Source organism: Vreelandella populi (assembly GCF_003989825.1).
Classification (GTDB): domain Bacteria; phylum Pseudomonadota; class Gammaproteobacteria; order Pseudomonadales; family Halomonadaceae; genus Vreelandella; species Vreelandella populi.
The window spans coordinates 149,628-164,515 of record NZ_RZHE01000003.1; the positions used below are offsets into that span (position 1 = coordinate 149,628).

Sequence of the window (14,888 nt, forward strand, 5' to 3'; positions counted from 1 at the left end):
CTAGCTCTTAAACACTATTAAACTTAGTTCTACTTAACTCATCTGCCGGATGGGTAATCCCTGCCCGTTTGCATGCTACGCTTAATGCCATTCCCCTTTGATGACAGGATTTTCGCCATGCGTTTAAACCACTTATTGGCCGTGCTGCTGTGCGCCGTTGCGCTGCCTGCCCAGGCTCAAACATCGAATGACTGGACGCAGTATGACGACGTGTTCGAGAACGGTGCGCGCCAGGCCAACCTATGGCAATGGGGCTGGACGGGGATTTATGGCACAAGCCTTGCCTACAATGCTTACCAGTCGAGTGAGGCAAGCGACCGTGATGACCGCTTTGATGCGCGGGTTGGCGTGGTGAAATCGGCACTGGCGTTGGGCGGCATGCTGATGGATAGGCAGCCGCATCAGGCAGCGCTTGTGGAGTATGAGCGCCTGAAAGCCCGCGGTGAGTTAAGCGGCGTGCAGGCGCTTGGGCTGGAGCTGGCCCAGGCCGAGCGTGAGCGGCGTGGTTGGGGTGCGCGAGTTAGCTCGCTGGTAGTTAACGGCGTGGCGGGCGCGGTGATTGCCGCCGATGGCCGGGAAAGCGATGGCGCGATCAACTTTGCCACCGGCATGCTGGTAAACGAGCTGCAGATTTGGACACAGCCGAATCAGGCCTCGTCGGCGATCAACCGTTTTCAGCCGGCGCGTGTTTCGCTTGGTCCTGTCACGCTGAAAGGTGAATACGCGCTGATGGTATCTCCTCAAGAAATTGGCGCTACCTGGCGCTACTGACTGCCCCTCAGACACATATAATTTCGAGACGTTGTAATATGCGGTATTTTCTACTACCGGCAATGTCGGCGCTGTAAAACCGGGCGCGGATAATCGGCGAACAAAATAATCATAAGGGGGGGGTGAATGGAAACCGTAATATCAGAAAAGAGTGATAGCGTGGTAGTGAATGAAGCACATCATATTACCGATGTATTGCTCAACCTGGATGATCGTTGTGATGCGCTAACCATTTCGCTGCACGACCAGACGGCTCTTCAGCAGCCTGATTACCCGGTGCACCTTGAGCATCTCGACCCAGCCTCCGGCGAGCTTTTGCTGGTAGTGACCGATGCAGGCAGCCTGGAAATCCCCATTCTTGATACGCATCGGCTAACACTAAGCGCTGAAAATGATCAGACCTTGCGCTTTGAAGCCATCCAAGTGCTGAAAGCCGAACGCTACGGTGATGCTTTGCAACTACGCTGTGCATTTCCCAAGCGCTTGCTTACAGCAGCCCGGCGTCAGAGCGCACGCATTGCGCTTAGAAAGGACATGCATGCCAGCGCGGCAATAACACGCTTTATTGGCCAGCCGCCCATCATGGCAACGCTACGCGATATTTCAGGGGGAGGTTGTCTACTAGGCTTGGCGTTAGCAGAATGCGCGTCGCTTACTGAGGCATTAACGCTACCCGCCGTAACGCTTACCTTTCCCAGTGGTGAACACTTTACTATTGAGGCTTCGGTGCGCCATATCACGCCTATTGCTCGCAGCAACCAGGCGGTGGTGGGGCTTGAATTTGGCAATCTTGATCGTCCCCAGCAGCGCCAGCTCGCCCATATTGTGTCGTCCACCGAGCGAGAAATTGCTTGGCGCTCAGGCGAGGTGTCTCGATTGGCAGCGCCTACACCCCTCTACGCCAGCGCCGAACACACGCGCAGCAGAACGGCAAAACGTCGCCGGCGCACCCCAGAGGGGGTGAGCACACTGCGAGAAATTGCCCGCGATCAGCACTTATTTTTGCTGGCACTGCAAAATGACCACCCGCTGCCGGTGGAGCGCCTGGAACGCAGTGCCAATCAACTGATAAAGCTGCTGGGCAAGGGCCGCCAGGCGTTTTTTTACGACCTTACCTGCCTTACCGACGAGCCCCAGTGGATGCAACATTCGCTTAATGTGGCGGGCAGGCTAGCGGATTTAATGCTGGCCGAACCTGAGTTGGCTGCTGATACCCATCGTGCCGTGCGGGCAGCGCTGATTCATGATTTGGGTAAGGCGATGCTGATTGATGAGGCACTACCTTCGCTTGAAAGCGAAATGAACGAGGCCCAGCGTAGCCGGCTACGCAATCATGTAGGGGCGCTACTGGCAGCATTGGCGCGCGCAGGCTACCCGCTTGATCCGCTGGAGCGTGACATCATTGGCGGTATCAATGAGCGGCTTGATGGCTCGGGCTACCCGCGAGGCGTTGCAGGCGAGGCGCTTTCCCCGGTGGTGCGCATGGCAGCTGTCATTGATGTGATTGATGCCATGACGCGCCCACGGGGCGACCGACCGGCGCTGGATGCCGTCAAGGCATACCGCTATCTCTATAACCGTCCCAAGCGCTTCGATCGTCACTGGGTTACCCGCTACGTTCAGCGTCATGGATTTTATCCACTCGGCAGTTTGGTAAAATTCTCCCACGGTTATCTGGCTTGGGTACTAGCTCTTGATGAGCGTGGTCAGCCAAGCCGCGTGCGGGTGGTACGAAATCTTCGCCATGCGGGCATCTTTTATGATGATGAGATCAGCCGGGTTGATTTCGACCAGTTGGGACGTTTGGTCGAGTCGGTCCAGCCCGAACGCTACGGCCTTTAATAAAGGCGGGTGATTCGATAGCGCATTGAGGTTGTGCTATCGATATTTCCCAGTCAGCTCGATAGCGCGCTTATGATTGCCACCACCCGTCAAGCGCGTAAAATATTCGGCAATTTTTTGGTTCCGCCAAATGTTATGTTATAACTTATTCTATTATTTAGAGGGTACGCCGTGAGTCATCGCACGCACCGACATAACCGGGAAGGGCCTTGCCACTTCTCCTTGATGTCCTTATCGGCCACTAAGCGACTGATATTTGTGACTGTGCCGCTATTAGTGCTGTGGGCTCTAGTGGCTTGGGCGAGCGGGTGGACACCATGAGCCTGAATGATTTGCCGCGCTTGAAGCTTGAGAACCTGCATTTGGCTCAAGGGCGCCGTACGGTGCTGGAGCATGTGGATGGCGATATCAAACCCGGCGCTATTACTGCGCTGATTGGGGCGAATGGCGCGGGCAAGAGCACGCTTATTCAGGCCATCATGGGTGAGCTTCGCCCAATTAGTGGCAAGGTAACGTGCCACGTTCCCGCAGAGCGTCGCGCCTGGTTGCCCCAGCAGTTAGCGCTGGATCTGACGTTTCCCATGAGCGTGGAAGAGCTGGTCATGACCGGCAGTTGGCCAAGCCATGGGGCGCTTAAAGGCTACTGTGCCGCGCATTACCGCAAGGGTCGCGACATCATGGCGCGCCTGGGGATTTCGCATCTGGCTCATCGCCCGTTGGGTGAGCTTTCCGGCGGCCAGCGCCAGCGGGCGCTGATTGGGCGCACGCTGATGCAGGAGGCCGAGCTTCTGTTGCTGGATGAGCCGTTTGCCAATGTGGATAGCGATACGGTGGATATCCTGATCCGCATTCTGCGCCAGATGGCGGATGACGGCACCACGATTATTGTCGTGCTGCACGATATGGATCATTTGCAGCGCCTGGCAGACGAGGTGCTGATGTTAAACGGCGGCCATGCCCGCTGGATGGCGCCAAGTGCCTTGCATCAGCAGCATATGCCTGCTCAAGTCGTGCCGCTTACGCTGGGAGGGCGCCATGCTGGAACTGCTTAATGCGTGGTTTATTGCGCCGTTTGACTACGGCTTTATGCGCCGTGCCGTGGTGGGTGGGCTTGCGCTTTCACTCGCCGCCCCGCCGCTGGGCGTGTTCCTGGTACTGCGCGGCATGAGCCTGATTGGCGATGCCCTGGCCCACGCCATCATGCCTGGCGTGGCGATTGGTTTTTTATTAGCCGGATTTTCGCTACCCATTATGAGTATTGGTGGCGTGCTATTTGGCCTGCTGGTGGCACTTTCAGCCGGCGTGGTATCGAAGATGGGCGGCCAGCGTGAAGATGCTGCGCTGGCAAGCTTTTTCATTATCTCGCTGGCGGCAGGCGTTCTACTGATCTCCATTGGCGGCAGTAGTGTCGATTTAACCCACGTGCTGTTTGGATCGATTCTGGCAGTTAATTCAACCGCCTTGCTGCTCATTGCCGGCATCAGCACGCTAATTGTGGTGACCCTGGCGGTGGTATTTCGGGCACTGGTGGTCGAGTGTTTGGACCCCCTGTTTCTGCGCGGCCAGAACCGCCGTAACGGCTGGGTACATAGTGTATTTCTCGCGCTTTTAGTGCTCAACATGACCGCCGGATTTCAAACTCTGGGTACGCTGATGGCCGTAGGTCTCATGATGCTGCCCGCCACGGCGGCGCGGTTTTGGAGCAGGCGCCTTGAAGGGCTAATGGCGATTGCTGTGGTACTGGCAATGACGGCCAGCACAGGCGGCCTTCTGCTTTCGTTTCACCTGGATATTCCTTCGGGGCCAAGCATTATTCTGCTGGCCGGCGTGGGTTACTTTTTCTCGGCACTGTTTGGGCGCTATCACAGCCTGGCGGCCAAACTGCGACGTAAAACAACGCCGTTAAGTGCCGAAACGTCGATGTAGCACATCATTAAAAGGAGTAGGTATGTCTTTACGGTTATCTTCACGCATGCTGGTTGGCGTCTCGGCACTGTTGGCGCTTCCTGCCGCCATGGCCGCCGAGCGCGTTCAGGTCGTCACGAGCTTTTCGATTCTTGGCGATATGGTCGAGAACGTGGGTGGCGAGCATGTGGACGTTACCTCGCTGGTCGGCCCCGACGGCGATTCGCATGTCTACTCCCCCCGCCCCAGTGATGCCCGTGCCCTGGCTGAAGCTGACTTGGTGGTATTTAACGGCCTGCTGTTTGAAGGCTGGATGGAGCGGTTGATCGAGTCCAGCGACTATCGCGGATCACTGGTAACCGCCACCGATGGCATCGACAAGATCGACTACCAGCCTCACGATCACGGACATGGGCATGACCACGATCACGAGCACGGACATAATCACGACCATGATCATGATCATGGACATGACCACGACCACGGGCATGACCATGTCCATGGTGAATTTGATCCACACGCCTGGCAGGACATGACGCAGGCGCGTGTTTACGTGACCAACATTCGCGATGGCTTGATTGCCGCTGACGAAGCCAACGCTGACGAATACCGGGCCAATGCGGACCGTTATCTCGCCGAGATGGCCGAAACAGATGCCGAGATTCGCGAGCTAATCAGCGAGATTCCAGCGTCTACCAGTGTGATTACCGGCCATGACTCCTTTGGCTACTTTTCCAATGCGTACGGCATCCAATTCCTATCCCCGGCTGGGCTTTCAACCGAAGTGGAGCCCAGCGGTGCCAGCATGGCTGAGCTGGTCGATGTGATTAACGACCAGAACGTTCAAGCGTTATTCCATGAGAACATGACCAACCCGGCGGTTATCCAGCAGCTGTCTGAAGAGACAGGCCTGCCCATTGCCGGCACCCTGTACGCCGACGCACTCTCCTCTGAGGGCGAAGCCAGCACTTATCTCGGCATGATGCGCCACAATGCCCGCGTACTGCACGACTCGCTGGCAGAGCCGGGCCATGATGACCATGCGCCCAGCCGTGATCATGGCCACGGCCACGACCACGACCACGACCACGACCACGACCACGACCACAGTGAGCATACGCACTAAGCATGCGCTTAAAGCATCAGGTCGAAATAAAGTAAGTCAGGTCTAATAGGGCTTGCTCAGTAGCACCTTCCATAGCCACCAGCACCGTTCAGGCGCTGGTGGCTATGCTTAACCACTCTCTAAAGCAGGTCATGGCATAGGTTTCTACCCGCGACTGCAAGTGAGTTAGCCAGTACCCGCCCAAACTCACCGATGCACTAAAGGGCTGTACCAGTGCACCGCTTTCCAGTTGGCGTGAGAACATTGACGGGGGCGCCAGCGCAATGCCGGCCCCTTGCTGCGCCGCCTCCATCATGGCAATAGACGAGTCAAAAACAATACTTCTCGGCACCGAGACACTGCTCGACAGCCCCGCCGCCAGCAACCATTGCGGCCATTCATCAACACGATAAGAACGTAGCCATGTTTCGCCTACTACATCGCCAGGCGCCTTGAGTCGGGTGGCGATTTCAGGTGTACACATCACCGATAGCGAGGCAGGTAGCAACGGCTGTGCCGCTATTCCGTGCCAGGCGCCTGTTCCAAAGCGAATGGCAAAGTCGAGCCCTTCGGCTGCCATATCCGTACGGTTGTTATGCGTGGAAAGGCGCAGATCAATAAACGGATAGCGTTCCTGAAAATCTGCCAGCCGGGGCAGCAACCAGCCTACGGCAAAGGTCCCCACCGCGCCTACGTTCAATACTTCCCGGTAGTTGCTTTCGCCTAACCGATCCAGGGCGTGCGTGATCTGGTCGAAGGAATCCTTCATTACCGGCAGCAGCATTTCCCCCTCGTGGGTAAGCATTAACCCACGGGGCAGGCGTGTAAAAAGCACTACCCTTAACTGACTTTCCAGCAGTTTGACCTGGTGGCTGACGGCAGCTTGCGTTACACACAGCTCGGCAGCGGCTCGGGTAAAACTTAAGTGCCGCGCCGATGCCTCAAAGGCCCGTAGGGCCTTTAAAGGCAGGTAGGGACGTACCATGCAGACCCCCAAATTTATCTAATAGCTCATACAAAATATCGCTGTTTGTCACTTCATCCGGTTCGCCGTAATTTAAGCATTCTGCCAGTAGGGCCAGCGCCCAATTCTATTGACCAACGAGTAACGAGGTTTCAGCATGAACAGGATGTTAACAGCAAACATCTGCCTTATCGCGGCAGGCTCTCTGGGTATCAGTACATTCGCTTGGGCTGGCGATGCACACGACAGCGTACACATTGAGCCGCTGGTAAACGACACTATAACGACGCTGATGGACGAGCATCGTATCCCAGGCATGGCCGTGGCATTAAGTGTTGATGGTCAACACTATTACTTTAATTATGGTATCGCCAACCAGGAGGAAGAAGTTCCGGTAACGGCAGAGACCCTTTTCGAGCTTGGCTCGGTCAGCAAAGTGTTTACCGCGGCGCTGGCCGCTTATGCTGATGCCAGCGGTGAGCTGTCGCTAACTGACCCCGCCAGCCACTACCTGCCAGCGCTTGAAGGCAGTGCCTTTGATGACATCAGTTTGCTTGAACTGGGTACCTACACGGCAGGCGGGCTGCCTTTGCAGTTTCCGAACGACGTGCAAAGCGAAGAAGATATGCTCGACTACTATCGCCAATGGACACCCGAGCATGCCCCCGGCACCCACCGGCTATACTCCAACCCAAGTATCGGCCTGTTCGGTTATTTAACTGCTCTAGGCCTGGGCGAACCCTATGACACGCTGATGGAAGAGCACCTGTTCTCAGCGCTCGGGCTGGAGCACAGCTACCTGCAGGTGCCCAAAGAGGAACAGCCCAACTATGCCTACGGTTACTCGAAAGAGGATGAGCCCATTCGGGTGAACCCAGGCGTACTCGATGCCCAAGCCTACGGATTGAAGTCGAACGCTGCCGATGTGTTGACGTTTATTGAAGCCAATATGGACGATTCAGTGCTAGACGAGACCCTGCGTGAGGCCCTGGAAACAACACGGATGGGCTATTTCAGTATGGGTGACATGACCCAGGGCCTGGGCTGGGAACGCTATGCTTACCCGGTATCACTTGAACAGCTACGCGCCGGGAATTCACTTGAAATGGTGCTGGAGGCCAATGCAGCGGAGCGCTTACAGCCGCCGCTACCAGCAAGCCAGGACATCTGGTTTAACAAAACCGGTTCGACCAACGGATTTGGTGCCTACCTAGCCTTTGTACCCAGCAAACGGTTGGGCATCGTAATGCTGGCTAACCGTAACTACCCCATTCAGGCGCGTATTAATGCGGCTCACCATATTCTGACGGCATTGGCAGATGGACACTAACAAGGTTTTTTCTAGGTCCTGTCTGAAAAGTGTCTGCGCTCGATAATACGGCGTTAAAAATCGGCTCAGAATACTCATTTACATGAGTAAACTCCGTTTCTTCGCCGATTTTTGCCTTGTCTTATCATCGCTCGCCGACTTTTCAGACAGAACCTAACGTTTAAGAAAATTACTAAGGCGGCCGTGTTAGCCAGTACTAATACCACCGCCTTACCTTTTACTAAGCAATCTTATTATTTGAAATCTTCTCTCTGGGTTTTCACAGCTTTCGATAACCCCTCCTTTAATACAAATTTTTATTAACTGTATTGAAAATTATCAAAAACCATATTGATATTAGTTAAACGGTTTGAAAAAAACATTTGCTTTTGGATTAAATCAGCATTTAACGCTATAACTTAACTAAGATTCTTCATTCACATTTACCTTTTTATAAAATATTTATACCGTAAATAATAAGAAAAATGTCAGTCTAAGCGTTTTTTGTCGCGCAGCAATATTCGCTTTTGTGAGGTCATCAGGTTATGGCTAGATTATTAGTAGTGGGTTGCTGTGGCGACAAACAACAGCTCAACGAGCTCTTTTTCAAGTATACGCTTGAGGGTGTTTTGCATTTTGCTTCGCTCATTCAAGTGGTGGAATCGGTCATTGATCCCGCCAAGTACTACATGAATAACATGATGAACACGTTGGCGCTGTTACAAGCGATGAAAGATGACAATGTGGATCCTTTGTTTTTTTCATCTATGGCCGCCGACCCTTTCACACATACATGCGAGCGCCACTCGGCTGAAACGCATTTGATTCCTTTGGCTATTGGAAAATAAAACGCGGAACGTCATTGCGCCGATCCCGCGAACTTTCTGCTGCCTAATCATATATAAAAGGAGTTTTTTAATAAGTTGCATAAATGTTAAAAAAAGCGCTAATAATAGCCTCACTAAACATCTATAAAGATACGGTAATGGAAAAAGAAATTTATTTTTCTGCGATGTTATAAGCAGCTAAAAGTAAATCTTCTTTTATTAATTAAGGAGATTAGCCATGCGTTGGACAGCCGAACCCGCTAGCATTGAAGAGGTCCAATCAAACAGTGCTTCAGCCCAGAATAGTTCAATAGCTAATAAAGCACCTCATAAAACCGTATTAGTTTGTTTTTCACATTTACGCTGGCGGTTTGTCTACCAACGACCTCAACATTTAATGTCGCGTTTCGCGACAACTTATCAAGTGCTGTTTTTTGAAGAAGCGGTATTTACCGATATTGATGTGCCATGGCTTGAAAAACGCCTTGAAGGCAACCTGCAAGTCCTGGTCCCTCACCTGCCTGAGGCTTACCAGGGCGCTATAGCAATCGACGCTCAGCGTAATTTGCTGGATGAGTACTTAGCTGAAATAGCCGCCAGCGATATTATTTCATGGTATTACACCCCCATGAGCCTGCCCTACTCCGACCATTTACAGCCACGGCTAACCGTTTATGACTGCATGGATGAGCTTTCCGCGTTCCGCGGAGCCCCGCCTTCTCTGGTAGAGCAGGAGCGCCGCCTGATTGAACATGCCGATCTCATCTTTACCGGGGGTATCAGCCTGTTCGAGGCCAAGCGCCAGCTGCATGACAACGTGCATCCCTTCCCCAGCAGCGTGGATATTGCTCACTTTGGCGCCGCCCGGAAGCCCCAACCGGAACCTGAGGATCAAGCATCGTTGCCCCGGCCGCGCCTGGGTTTCTTTGGAGTCATTGATGAGCGTCTGGATATTGCGCTGTTAGAGGAAGCTGCCACCCAGCGTCCTGAATGGCAATTCATCCTGGTTGGCCCGGTGGTCAAGATCGACCCGGAAACGCTCCCCAAACTACCCAACATCCACTACCTGGGCTCCAAATCCTACGCTGAGCTGCCCCAGTATCTGGCCAGCTGGGACGTAGCGCTTATGCCCTTTGCACTCAACGAATCGACCCGGTTTATCAGCCCTACCAAAACGCCCGAGTATCTGGCAGGCGGGCGGTTGGTCGTTTCGACGCCGATTACCGATGTGATACGTACCTATGGGGATAGCGGCGTGGTCAAGATTGCCCAGACGCCGGAGGAGTTTATCAAAGCCATTGAGGAATCACTCAAGGAAGCTCCCCACCAGGAGCGTGTGTGGCAATTGGCCGATGCGGCGCTGAGCGATATGTCGTGGGATACCACCTGGAAGCTGATGGAGGAGAAAATACGATGTGCAGTATGAAACGTACTCCAAGTGGCACTTATGATTACCTGATTGTAGGCGCAGGCTTTGCGGGTAGCGTGCTGGCCGAACGGCTTGCTACCCAGTTGGATAAACGCGTACTGGTAATTGACCGGCGCCCGCATATTGCGGGCAATGCGTTTGATCATTACAACGAGGATGGCGTGTGGGTGCACCGTTATGGCCCGCATATTTTCCATACCAACGCCCAACGTATCGTTGATTATCTCTCCCAGTTCACCGAATGGCGCCCCTATGAGCACCGCGTGCTAGCTCAGGTAAACGATCAGCAGGTACCTATTCCCATTAACTTGACCACGCTTAACATGCTCTATGACTTGGATTTGGATGAGGCGCAAGCGGCTGAGTTTCTCGCCTCACGCGCCGAGCCGGTTGAGAATATTCGCACTTCCGAAGACGTGGTGATCAGCCAAGTAGGCCGCGAGCTTTATGAGACGTTTTTTCGCGGCTATACGCGTAAACAGTGGGGCCTGGACCCGTCTGAGCTGGACAAGTCGGTAACGGCCCGCGTGCCCACCCGCACCAATACCGATGACCGTTATTTCACGGATAGCTTTCAGATAATGCCCAAGGACGGGTACACCGCCCTTTTTGAGAACCTGCTTAACCACCCCAATATTACGCTTCAACTAGGGGTGGATTTTGAAGAAGTACGCGACCAGGTCGATTATCACCACTTGATCTATACCGGGCCGATTGATGAGTACTTTGGCTACCAGTTGGGCAAGCTGCCCTATCGCTGCCTGCGCTTTGAGCATAAAACGTTCGATCAGGCGGTTTTCCAGCCGGTAGGCGTGGTCAACTACCCGTCAGAAGACGTGCCCTATACCCGGATTACCGAGTACAAGTACCTGACCGGGCAGCAGCACCCCAAAACCAGCGTGACCTATGAATTCCCCACTGACCAGGGCGATCCGTACTATCCCATCCCTCGGGCTGAAAACGCTGAGCTGTATCACCGTTATCGTGCCCTGGCGGATGCCACGCCCGGGGTCACCTTTTTAGGCCGCTTAGGGAGCTACCGTTATTACAATATGGATCAGGTGGTAGGTCAGGCTCTGGCTACCTTTGAGCGTTTAGCAAAGGCGGAAGCCAGCGATTCATTGGCCCCCGCCGGCGAAATGCGGGTAAGCTAAGACGCACCGCTTCACCGACAAGGACGTAAAACGGCATGCATCAGCCGAGTCTGTTTAAAAGCTTTTTTCTGGGAGGGTTCGAGTGCTCTACCCATCGCCGCCGGGATGGACGTCGCCTGGATTTGATCGCCGGAACCCGGCACGATCAGTACGCCAGTAACGACTACGCAGCACTCGCCCATCACGCCATTCACAGCGTACGCGACGGCATGCGCTGGCACCTTATCGAGACCGCCAAGGGCCGTTACGACTGGAGCAGCGTGCTGCCGATGGTGCGTGCGGCCAAGGCGCAGCGTACCGAGGTCATCTGGGATTTGTGCCACTACGGCTGGCCGGATGATATTGACATCTTCAAGGCTGAATTCGTCGAGCGCTTTGCCGCCTACGCCGCGGCCGCCACGCGGCTTTTACGTGATGAAGGCATTGAAGCACCGCTTATTACCCCGCTTAATGAAATCTCGTTCTGGGCCTGGGCCGGAGGGAGCGTAGCCCACTTCAACCCCACCGTGCGCCGCCGAGGCGATGAGCTTAAACGCCAGCTGGTACGCGCCGCCATTGCCGCTATGGAGGCAATTCGGGAAATCTTGCCCCAGGCGCGCTTTATTCAGGTCGATCCCATCATTCATGTGGTATCCCGTTCAACCCGGCGCCGTGATCGCGAGCGCGCCGAGCGGCTCAAGTTCGAGCAATACACGGCGTGGGATATGCTGTGTGGCGGGCTGCACCCTGAGCTAGGTGGCAAGCCTGCCTATATGGATATCATGGGGGTGAACTATTATCCGCATAACCAGTGGTACGCTAATCGTCAGGATATCCCCATGGATAGCCCCGACTACCGCCCTTTCCATAAGCTTTTGGCCGACGCCTATCAGCGTTATGGAAAGCCGCTACTGATTGCGGAAACAGGCGCTGAAAGCGAGCGCCGCGTACCTTGGGTACGCTATGTATGCGAGCAGGTCGACATGGCCTTGCGCCAGAACATTCCCGTTGAGGGCATCTGCCTGTACCCGATAACCGACTATCCCGGGTGGGAGAATAACCGCCACTGCAGAACGGGCCTGCTGGGGTATGCCGACGCGCAGGGCCAGCGTCCTGTCTTCTCACCGCTGGCAGATGAACTGACGCTCCAGCGGCGGCGTTTTGATAGGAAGCCAACACTTGAGGCGCTCAACGCATAGCATTGCCGAGTTGCAATTGCCGGTTTAACTATCGAGACTAGGCGGACTAATACGCCAATGAGCGCACGCCATGCATTTAAATGCCGATTTCTCGCAGTTTGCCTGTATCACGCCCGAACAGTACCAGTGGGTGGACGCCCCCAGTGCAGGCGTTACGCGCATGATGCTGGACCGAATTGGCGACGAAGTAGCCCGTGCCACGAGCCTTGTGCGCTATGCCCCCAATAGCCAGTTTAGTGCCCACACCCACGGTGGCGGCGAAGAAATACTGGTGCTTGAAGGCGTGTTCGCCGATGAGCATGGCCGCTACCCGGCGGGCAGCTATTTACGCAACCCCGTGGGTACGCAGCATACGCCGCAAATCGGTGAGGAAGGCGCACTCATTTTCGTTAAGCTCCACCAGTTTGACCTAATCGACACGCTGCAGCTGGCTGTGCCTGCCCATCGGCTGCCTTGGCAGCCCGACCGGCGGCCGCGCATTGCCTACAAGATGCTGCATACCTTCAGACAAGAGCGCACCAGTCTTGAGCGCTGGGCGGCAGGCACATCCATTGCCTATCCAACGCTTAAAGGCGGCCTGGAATTGTTTGTGCTGGAAGGCACACTATGTGACGGCGAGCAGGAGTACGCGACGGGTACCTGGTGCCGTTACCCCAGTGGCGCCACGCCTGCCTTAACGGCTGGTAGCGATGGGGTCATGATGTATCTCAAGCGCGGTCATCTGCCCGCCGCCTGATTCTGGCTAACCGCGCATTAAACCCAGAAAGGGCAGCAGCGTGAGGGCGCCGATCAAACCAACCGCCACCAGTACCAAAATCACCTGGACAGGATGCTCAACAAGCCGCTGCCAAAGCGTTGGCAGCTTGCCTTGCGCCCGGGCTTCGTGCAGCTCGTGCTGGGCCTGATCAAAACGCGCTGCCTGATAGGCGGCAAGCGCCGTTTCAGCGGCGTTACGCTGACTCTCATCACGCAGCCAGATGGCATCGACTCCCAAGCGAAAAAAGCCTGCCTGGGTTTCATAGGTATCAAAGCCCTGGTCTGCAAGCAGCGTACGCACCTCCATGGCTTCTTCATCGGTCACATAACGAAGCCGAAACAGCAAATGTGCCATTTTAGTTGCCCATGGCCGCCATCAGATCCGCCTGAATCACTTCAATCCAGTAACCGTCCGGGTCTTTGACGAAAATGACATCCTGCATCTTGCCTTGGTCGGCACGTTTTACAAACGTGACCTCGTGTTTATCAAACCACGCCTGGGCAGCGGCTAAATCCGGCACGCTGAAGCAGATATGCCCAAAGCCCTGCGGCTCGGCGTTGCCATCGTGATAGGCAAACTCCTCCTTATCTTCCGTGCCCCAGTTATGGGTCAGCTCAAGCAACCCCTTCTGGCTGAACGTCCAGGCGGTGCGCGCCTGGGTGTCTTCCGGCACCTGATCGCCGGCTTCAAGATTGGCCAGGAAATAGAGCGAAAACTGCATCTCTTCGAAATCCAGACGTCGCATTACCTGCATGCCAAATACCTTGGAGTAGAACGCCAGCGAGCGCTCGGGGTCCTTGGCCCGCAGCATCGTATGATTTAACCGAAACCCTTGGGTCTGTGGCGCGGTGGGGGCGATACCGGGGTGCTGCTCACCTTGAAAACTCATCTTAGTATCCTTAGGCATTTTGCTGCTAAATGGGTCGATTAAGCGGTTATCTTTGACAAAGTTATGACAATGTACAAGCCTGTAAATTAACCATGCCACCTTGATTGAATAACACGTGGCACTAACCATGTGGGCAGGACAATGATTTTTCCAGCCCTAACAAAAGGCAGAAGACATGTCTCGTGATCTAAATGTGCTGGGTGAACCCCTGACACCCTGCTGCCATTCGCCAAAAACAGGTTTTTACCGGGATGGTTTTTGCCGAGTAGGGCCTGAAGATACCGGCGTTCATGCGGTATGCGCCATCATGACCGATGAGTTTCTCGCCTTCTCCAAGGCGCAAGGCAATGACCTGACGACGCCCAGACCTGAGTTTGGCTTTCCTGGCCTTGGTCCTGGCGACCGCTGGTGCTTATGCGCAAGTCGCTGGCAGCAGGCAGCCGATATAGGGATAGCACCACCGGTGATTTTATCGGGTACCAATGAACGGGCGCTTGAGTTTACGACTTTGGAGATACTGCGCCAGCATGCCCTTGATCTTGTTCACTAGTGTAGCCGCTCATCACTACTCTGCTTCACCGCTTGCCTTCAATAAATCCACGTTTTATCCGCCGCTTGCGCTTTACACCTTCGCCCAAGGCAAGGATAGTAGCCGAATCGACAGGGGCGCCTGATCACTTCAGGCTGAGATGCACCCTTTGAACCTGAACCGGATAATACCGGCGTAGGAAGTCGCGGTGTCATTTAGCACCCGATCT

At 54.7% G+C, this 14,888-nt stretch carries 15 protein-coding genes and 1 riboswitch; of the genes, 12 read left to right on the forward strand and 3 right to left on the reverse strand.

What is annotated here, in order from left to right; all coding sequences use genetic code 11:
* Positions 1–117 precede the first annotated feature (117 nt).
* From ELY25_RS02360 to ELY25_RS02380, 5 genes are all read left to right on the forward strand, one after another.
* A complete protein-coding gene (locus ELY25_RS02360) occupies positions 118–771 on the forward strand; it encodes a hypothetical protein (RefSeq protein ID WP_126949702.1) in 654 nt (217 codons plus the stop codon).
* 126 nt (positions 772–897) lie between these two features.
* On the forward strand, positions 898–2,613 hold the full coding sequence (locus tag ELY25_RS02365; RefSeq protein ID WP_126949703.1) for an HD domain-containing phosphohydrolase: 1,716 nt from the start codon (positions 898–900) through the stop codon (positions 2,611–2,613).
* A 317-nt stretch (positions 2,614–2,930) separates the two neighbouring features.
* Positions 2,931–3,665: a metal ABC transporter ATP-binding protein gene (locus ELY25_RS02370; protein ID WP_126949704.1), complete on the forward strand. Its 735-nt coding sequence runs from the start codon at positions 2,931–2,933 to the stop codon at positions 3,663–3,665.
* Entirely contained in the window at positions 3,649–4,539 is an 891-nt protein-coding gene (locus tag ELY25_RS02375) for a metal ABC transporter permease (RefSeq protein ID WP_126949705.1), read from the forward strand. The genes ELY25_RS02370 and ELY25_RS02375 overlap by 17 nt, the downstream gene beginning before the upstream one ends.
* Positions 4,540–4,561: 22 nt before the next feature.
* The gene (locus ELY25_RS02380) at positions 4,562–5,644 is read left to right on the forward strand and encodes a metal ABC transporter substrate-binding protein (RefSeq protein WP_126949706.1); all 1,083 of its coding nucleotides are present in this window, start codon (positions 4,562–4,564) and stop codon (positions 5,642–5,644) included.
* A gap of 88 nt (positions 5,645–5,732) precedes the next feature.
* On the opposite strand, the gene ELY25_RS02385 is transcribed toward ELY25_RS02380, so the two are convergent.
* Positions 5,733–6,608 carry a LysR substrate-binding domain-containing protein gene (locus ELY25_RS02385; protein WP_126949707.1) on the reverse strand — a complete coding sequence of 292 codons (876 nt, stop codon included), beginning with the start codon at positions 6,606–6,608 and terminating at the stop codon, positions 5,733–5,735.
* A gap of 145 nt (positions 6,609–6,753) precedes the next feature.
* On the opposite strand from ELY25_RS02385, the gene ampC reads away from it, so the two are divergent.
* The 6 genes from ampC (at position 6,754) to ELY25_RS02415 (ending at position 13,220) form a co-directional block, all read left to right on the forward strand.
* On the forward strand, positions 6,754–7,917 hold the full coding sequence (ampC, locus tag ELY25_RS02390) for a class C beta-lactamase (RefSeq protein ID WP_422822365.1): 1,164 nt from the start codon (positions 6,754–6,756) through the stop codon (positions 7,915–7,917).
* 524 nt (positions 7,918–8,441) lie between these two features.
* Positions 8,442–8,744, forward strand: a complete 303-nt coding sequence (locus tag ELY25_RS02395; RefSeq protein WP_126949709.1) for a GDP-mannose 4,6-dehydratase — start codon at positions 8,442–8,444, stop codon at positions 8,742–8,744.
* A gap of 376 nt (positions 8,745–9,120) precedes the next feature.
* Positions 9,121–10,149, forward strand: coding sequence for a glycosyltransferase family 1 protein (locus ELY25_RS02400; protein WP_236995625.1), 1,029 nt, complete (start codon positions 9,121–9,123; stop codon positions 10,147–10,149).
* Positions 10,146–11,306 (forward strand): UDP-galactopyranose mutase, encoded by a 1,161-nt coding sequence (glf, locus tag ELY25_RS02405; protein WP_126949711.1) that lies wholly within the window; start codon positions 10,146–10,148, stop codon positions 11,304–11,306. The genes ELY25_RS02400 and glf overlap by 4 nt, the downstream gene beginning before the upstream one ends.
* Before the next feature lie 35 nt (positions 11,307–11,341).
* Positions 11,342–12,484: a beta-glucosidase gene (locus ELY25_RS02410; RefSeq protein WP_126949712.1), complete on the forward strand. Its 1,143-nt coding sequence runs from the start codon at positions 11,342–11,344 to the stop codon at positions 12,482–12,484.
* A 70-nt stretch (positions 12,485–12,554) separates the two neighbouring features.
* On the forward strand, positions 12,555–13,220 hold the full coding sequence (locus ELY25_RS02415) for a cupin domain-containing protein (protein WP_126949713.1): 666 nt from the start codon (positions 12,555–12,557) through the stop codon (positions 13,218–13,220).
* 6 nt (positions 13,221–13,226) lie between these two features.
* On the opposite strand, the gene ELY25_RS02420 is transcribed toward ELY25_RS02415, so the two are convergent.
* Together ELY25_RS02420 and gloA are read right to left on the reverse strand one after the other, a co-directional pair.
* Entirely contained in the window at positions 13,227–13,595 is a 369-nt protein-coding gene (locus ELY25_RS02420) for a DUF6164 family protein (protein WP_126949714.1), read from the reverse strand.
* Between the two features lies 1 nt (position 13,596).
* Positions 13,597–14,130, reverse strand: coding sequence for a lactoylglutathione lyase (gloA, locus tag ELY25_RS02425; protein ID WP_126949715.1), 534 nt, complete (start codon positions 14,128–14,130; stop codon positions 13,597–13,599).
* A 175-nt stretch (positions 14,131–14,305) separates the two neighbouring features.
* On the opposite strand from gloA, the gene ELY25_RS02430 reads away from it, so the two are divergent.
* Positions 14,306–14,680, forward strand: a complete 375-nt coding sequence (locus ELY25_RS02430) for a DUF2237 family protein (RefSeq protein ID WP_126949716.1) — start codon at positions 14,306–14,308, stop codon at positions 14,678–14,680.
* A 102-nt stretch (positions 14,681–14,782) separates the two neighbouring features.
* Positions 14,783–14,878, forward strand: a riboswitch (TPP riboswitch).
* Positions 14,879–14,888 lie beyond the last annotated feature (10 nt).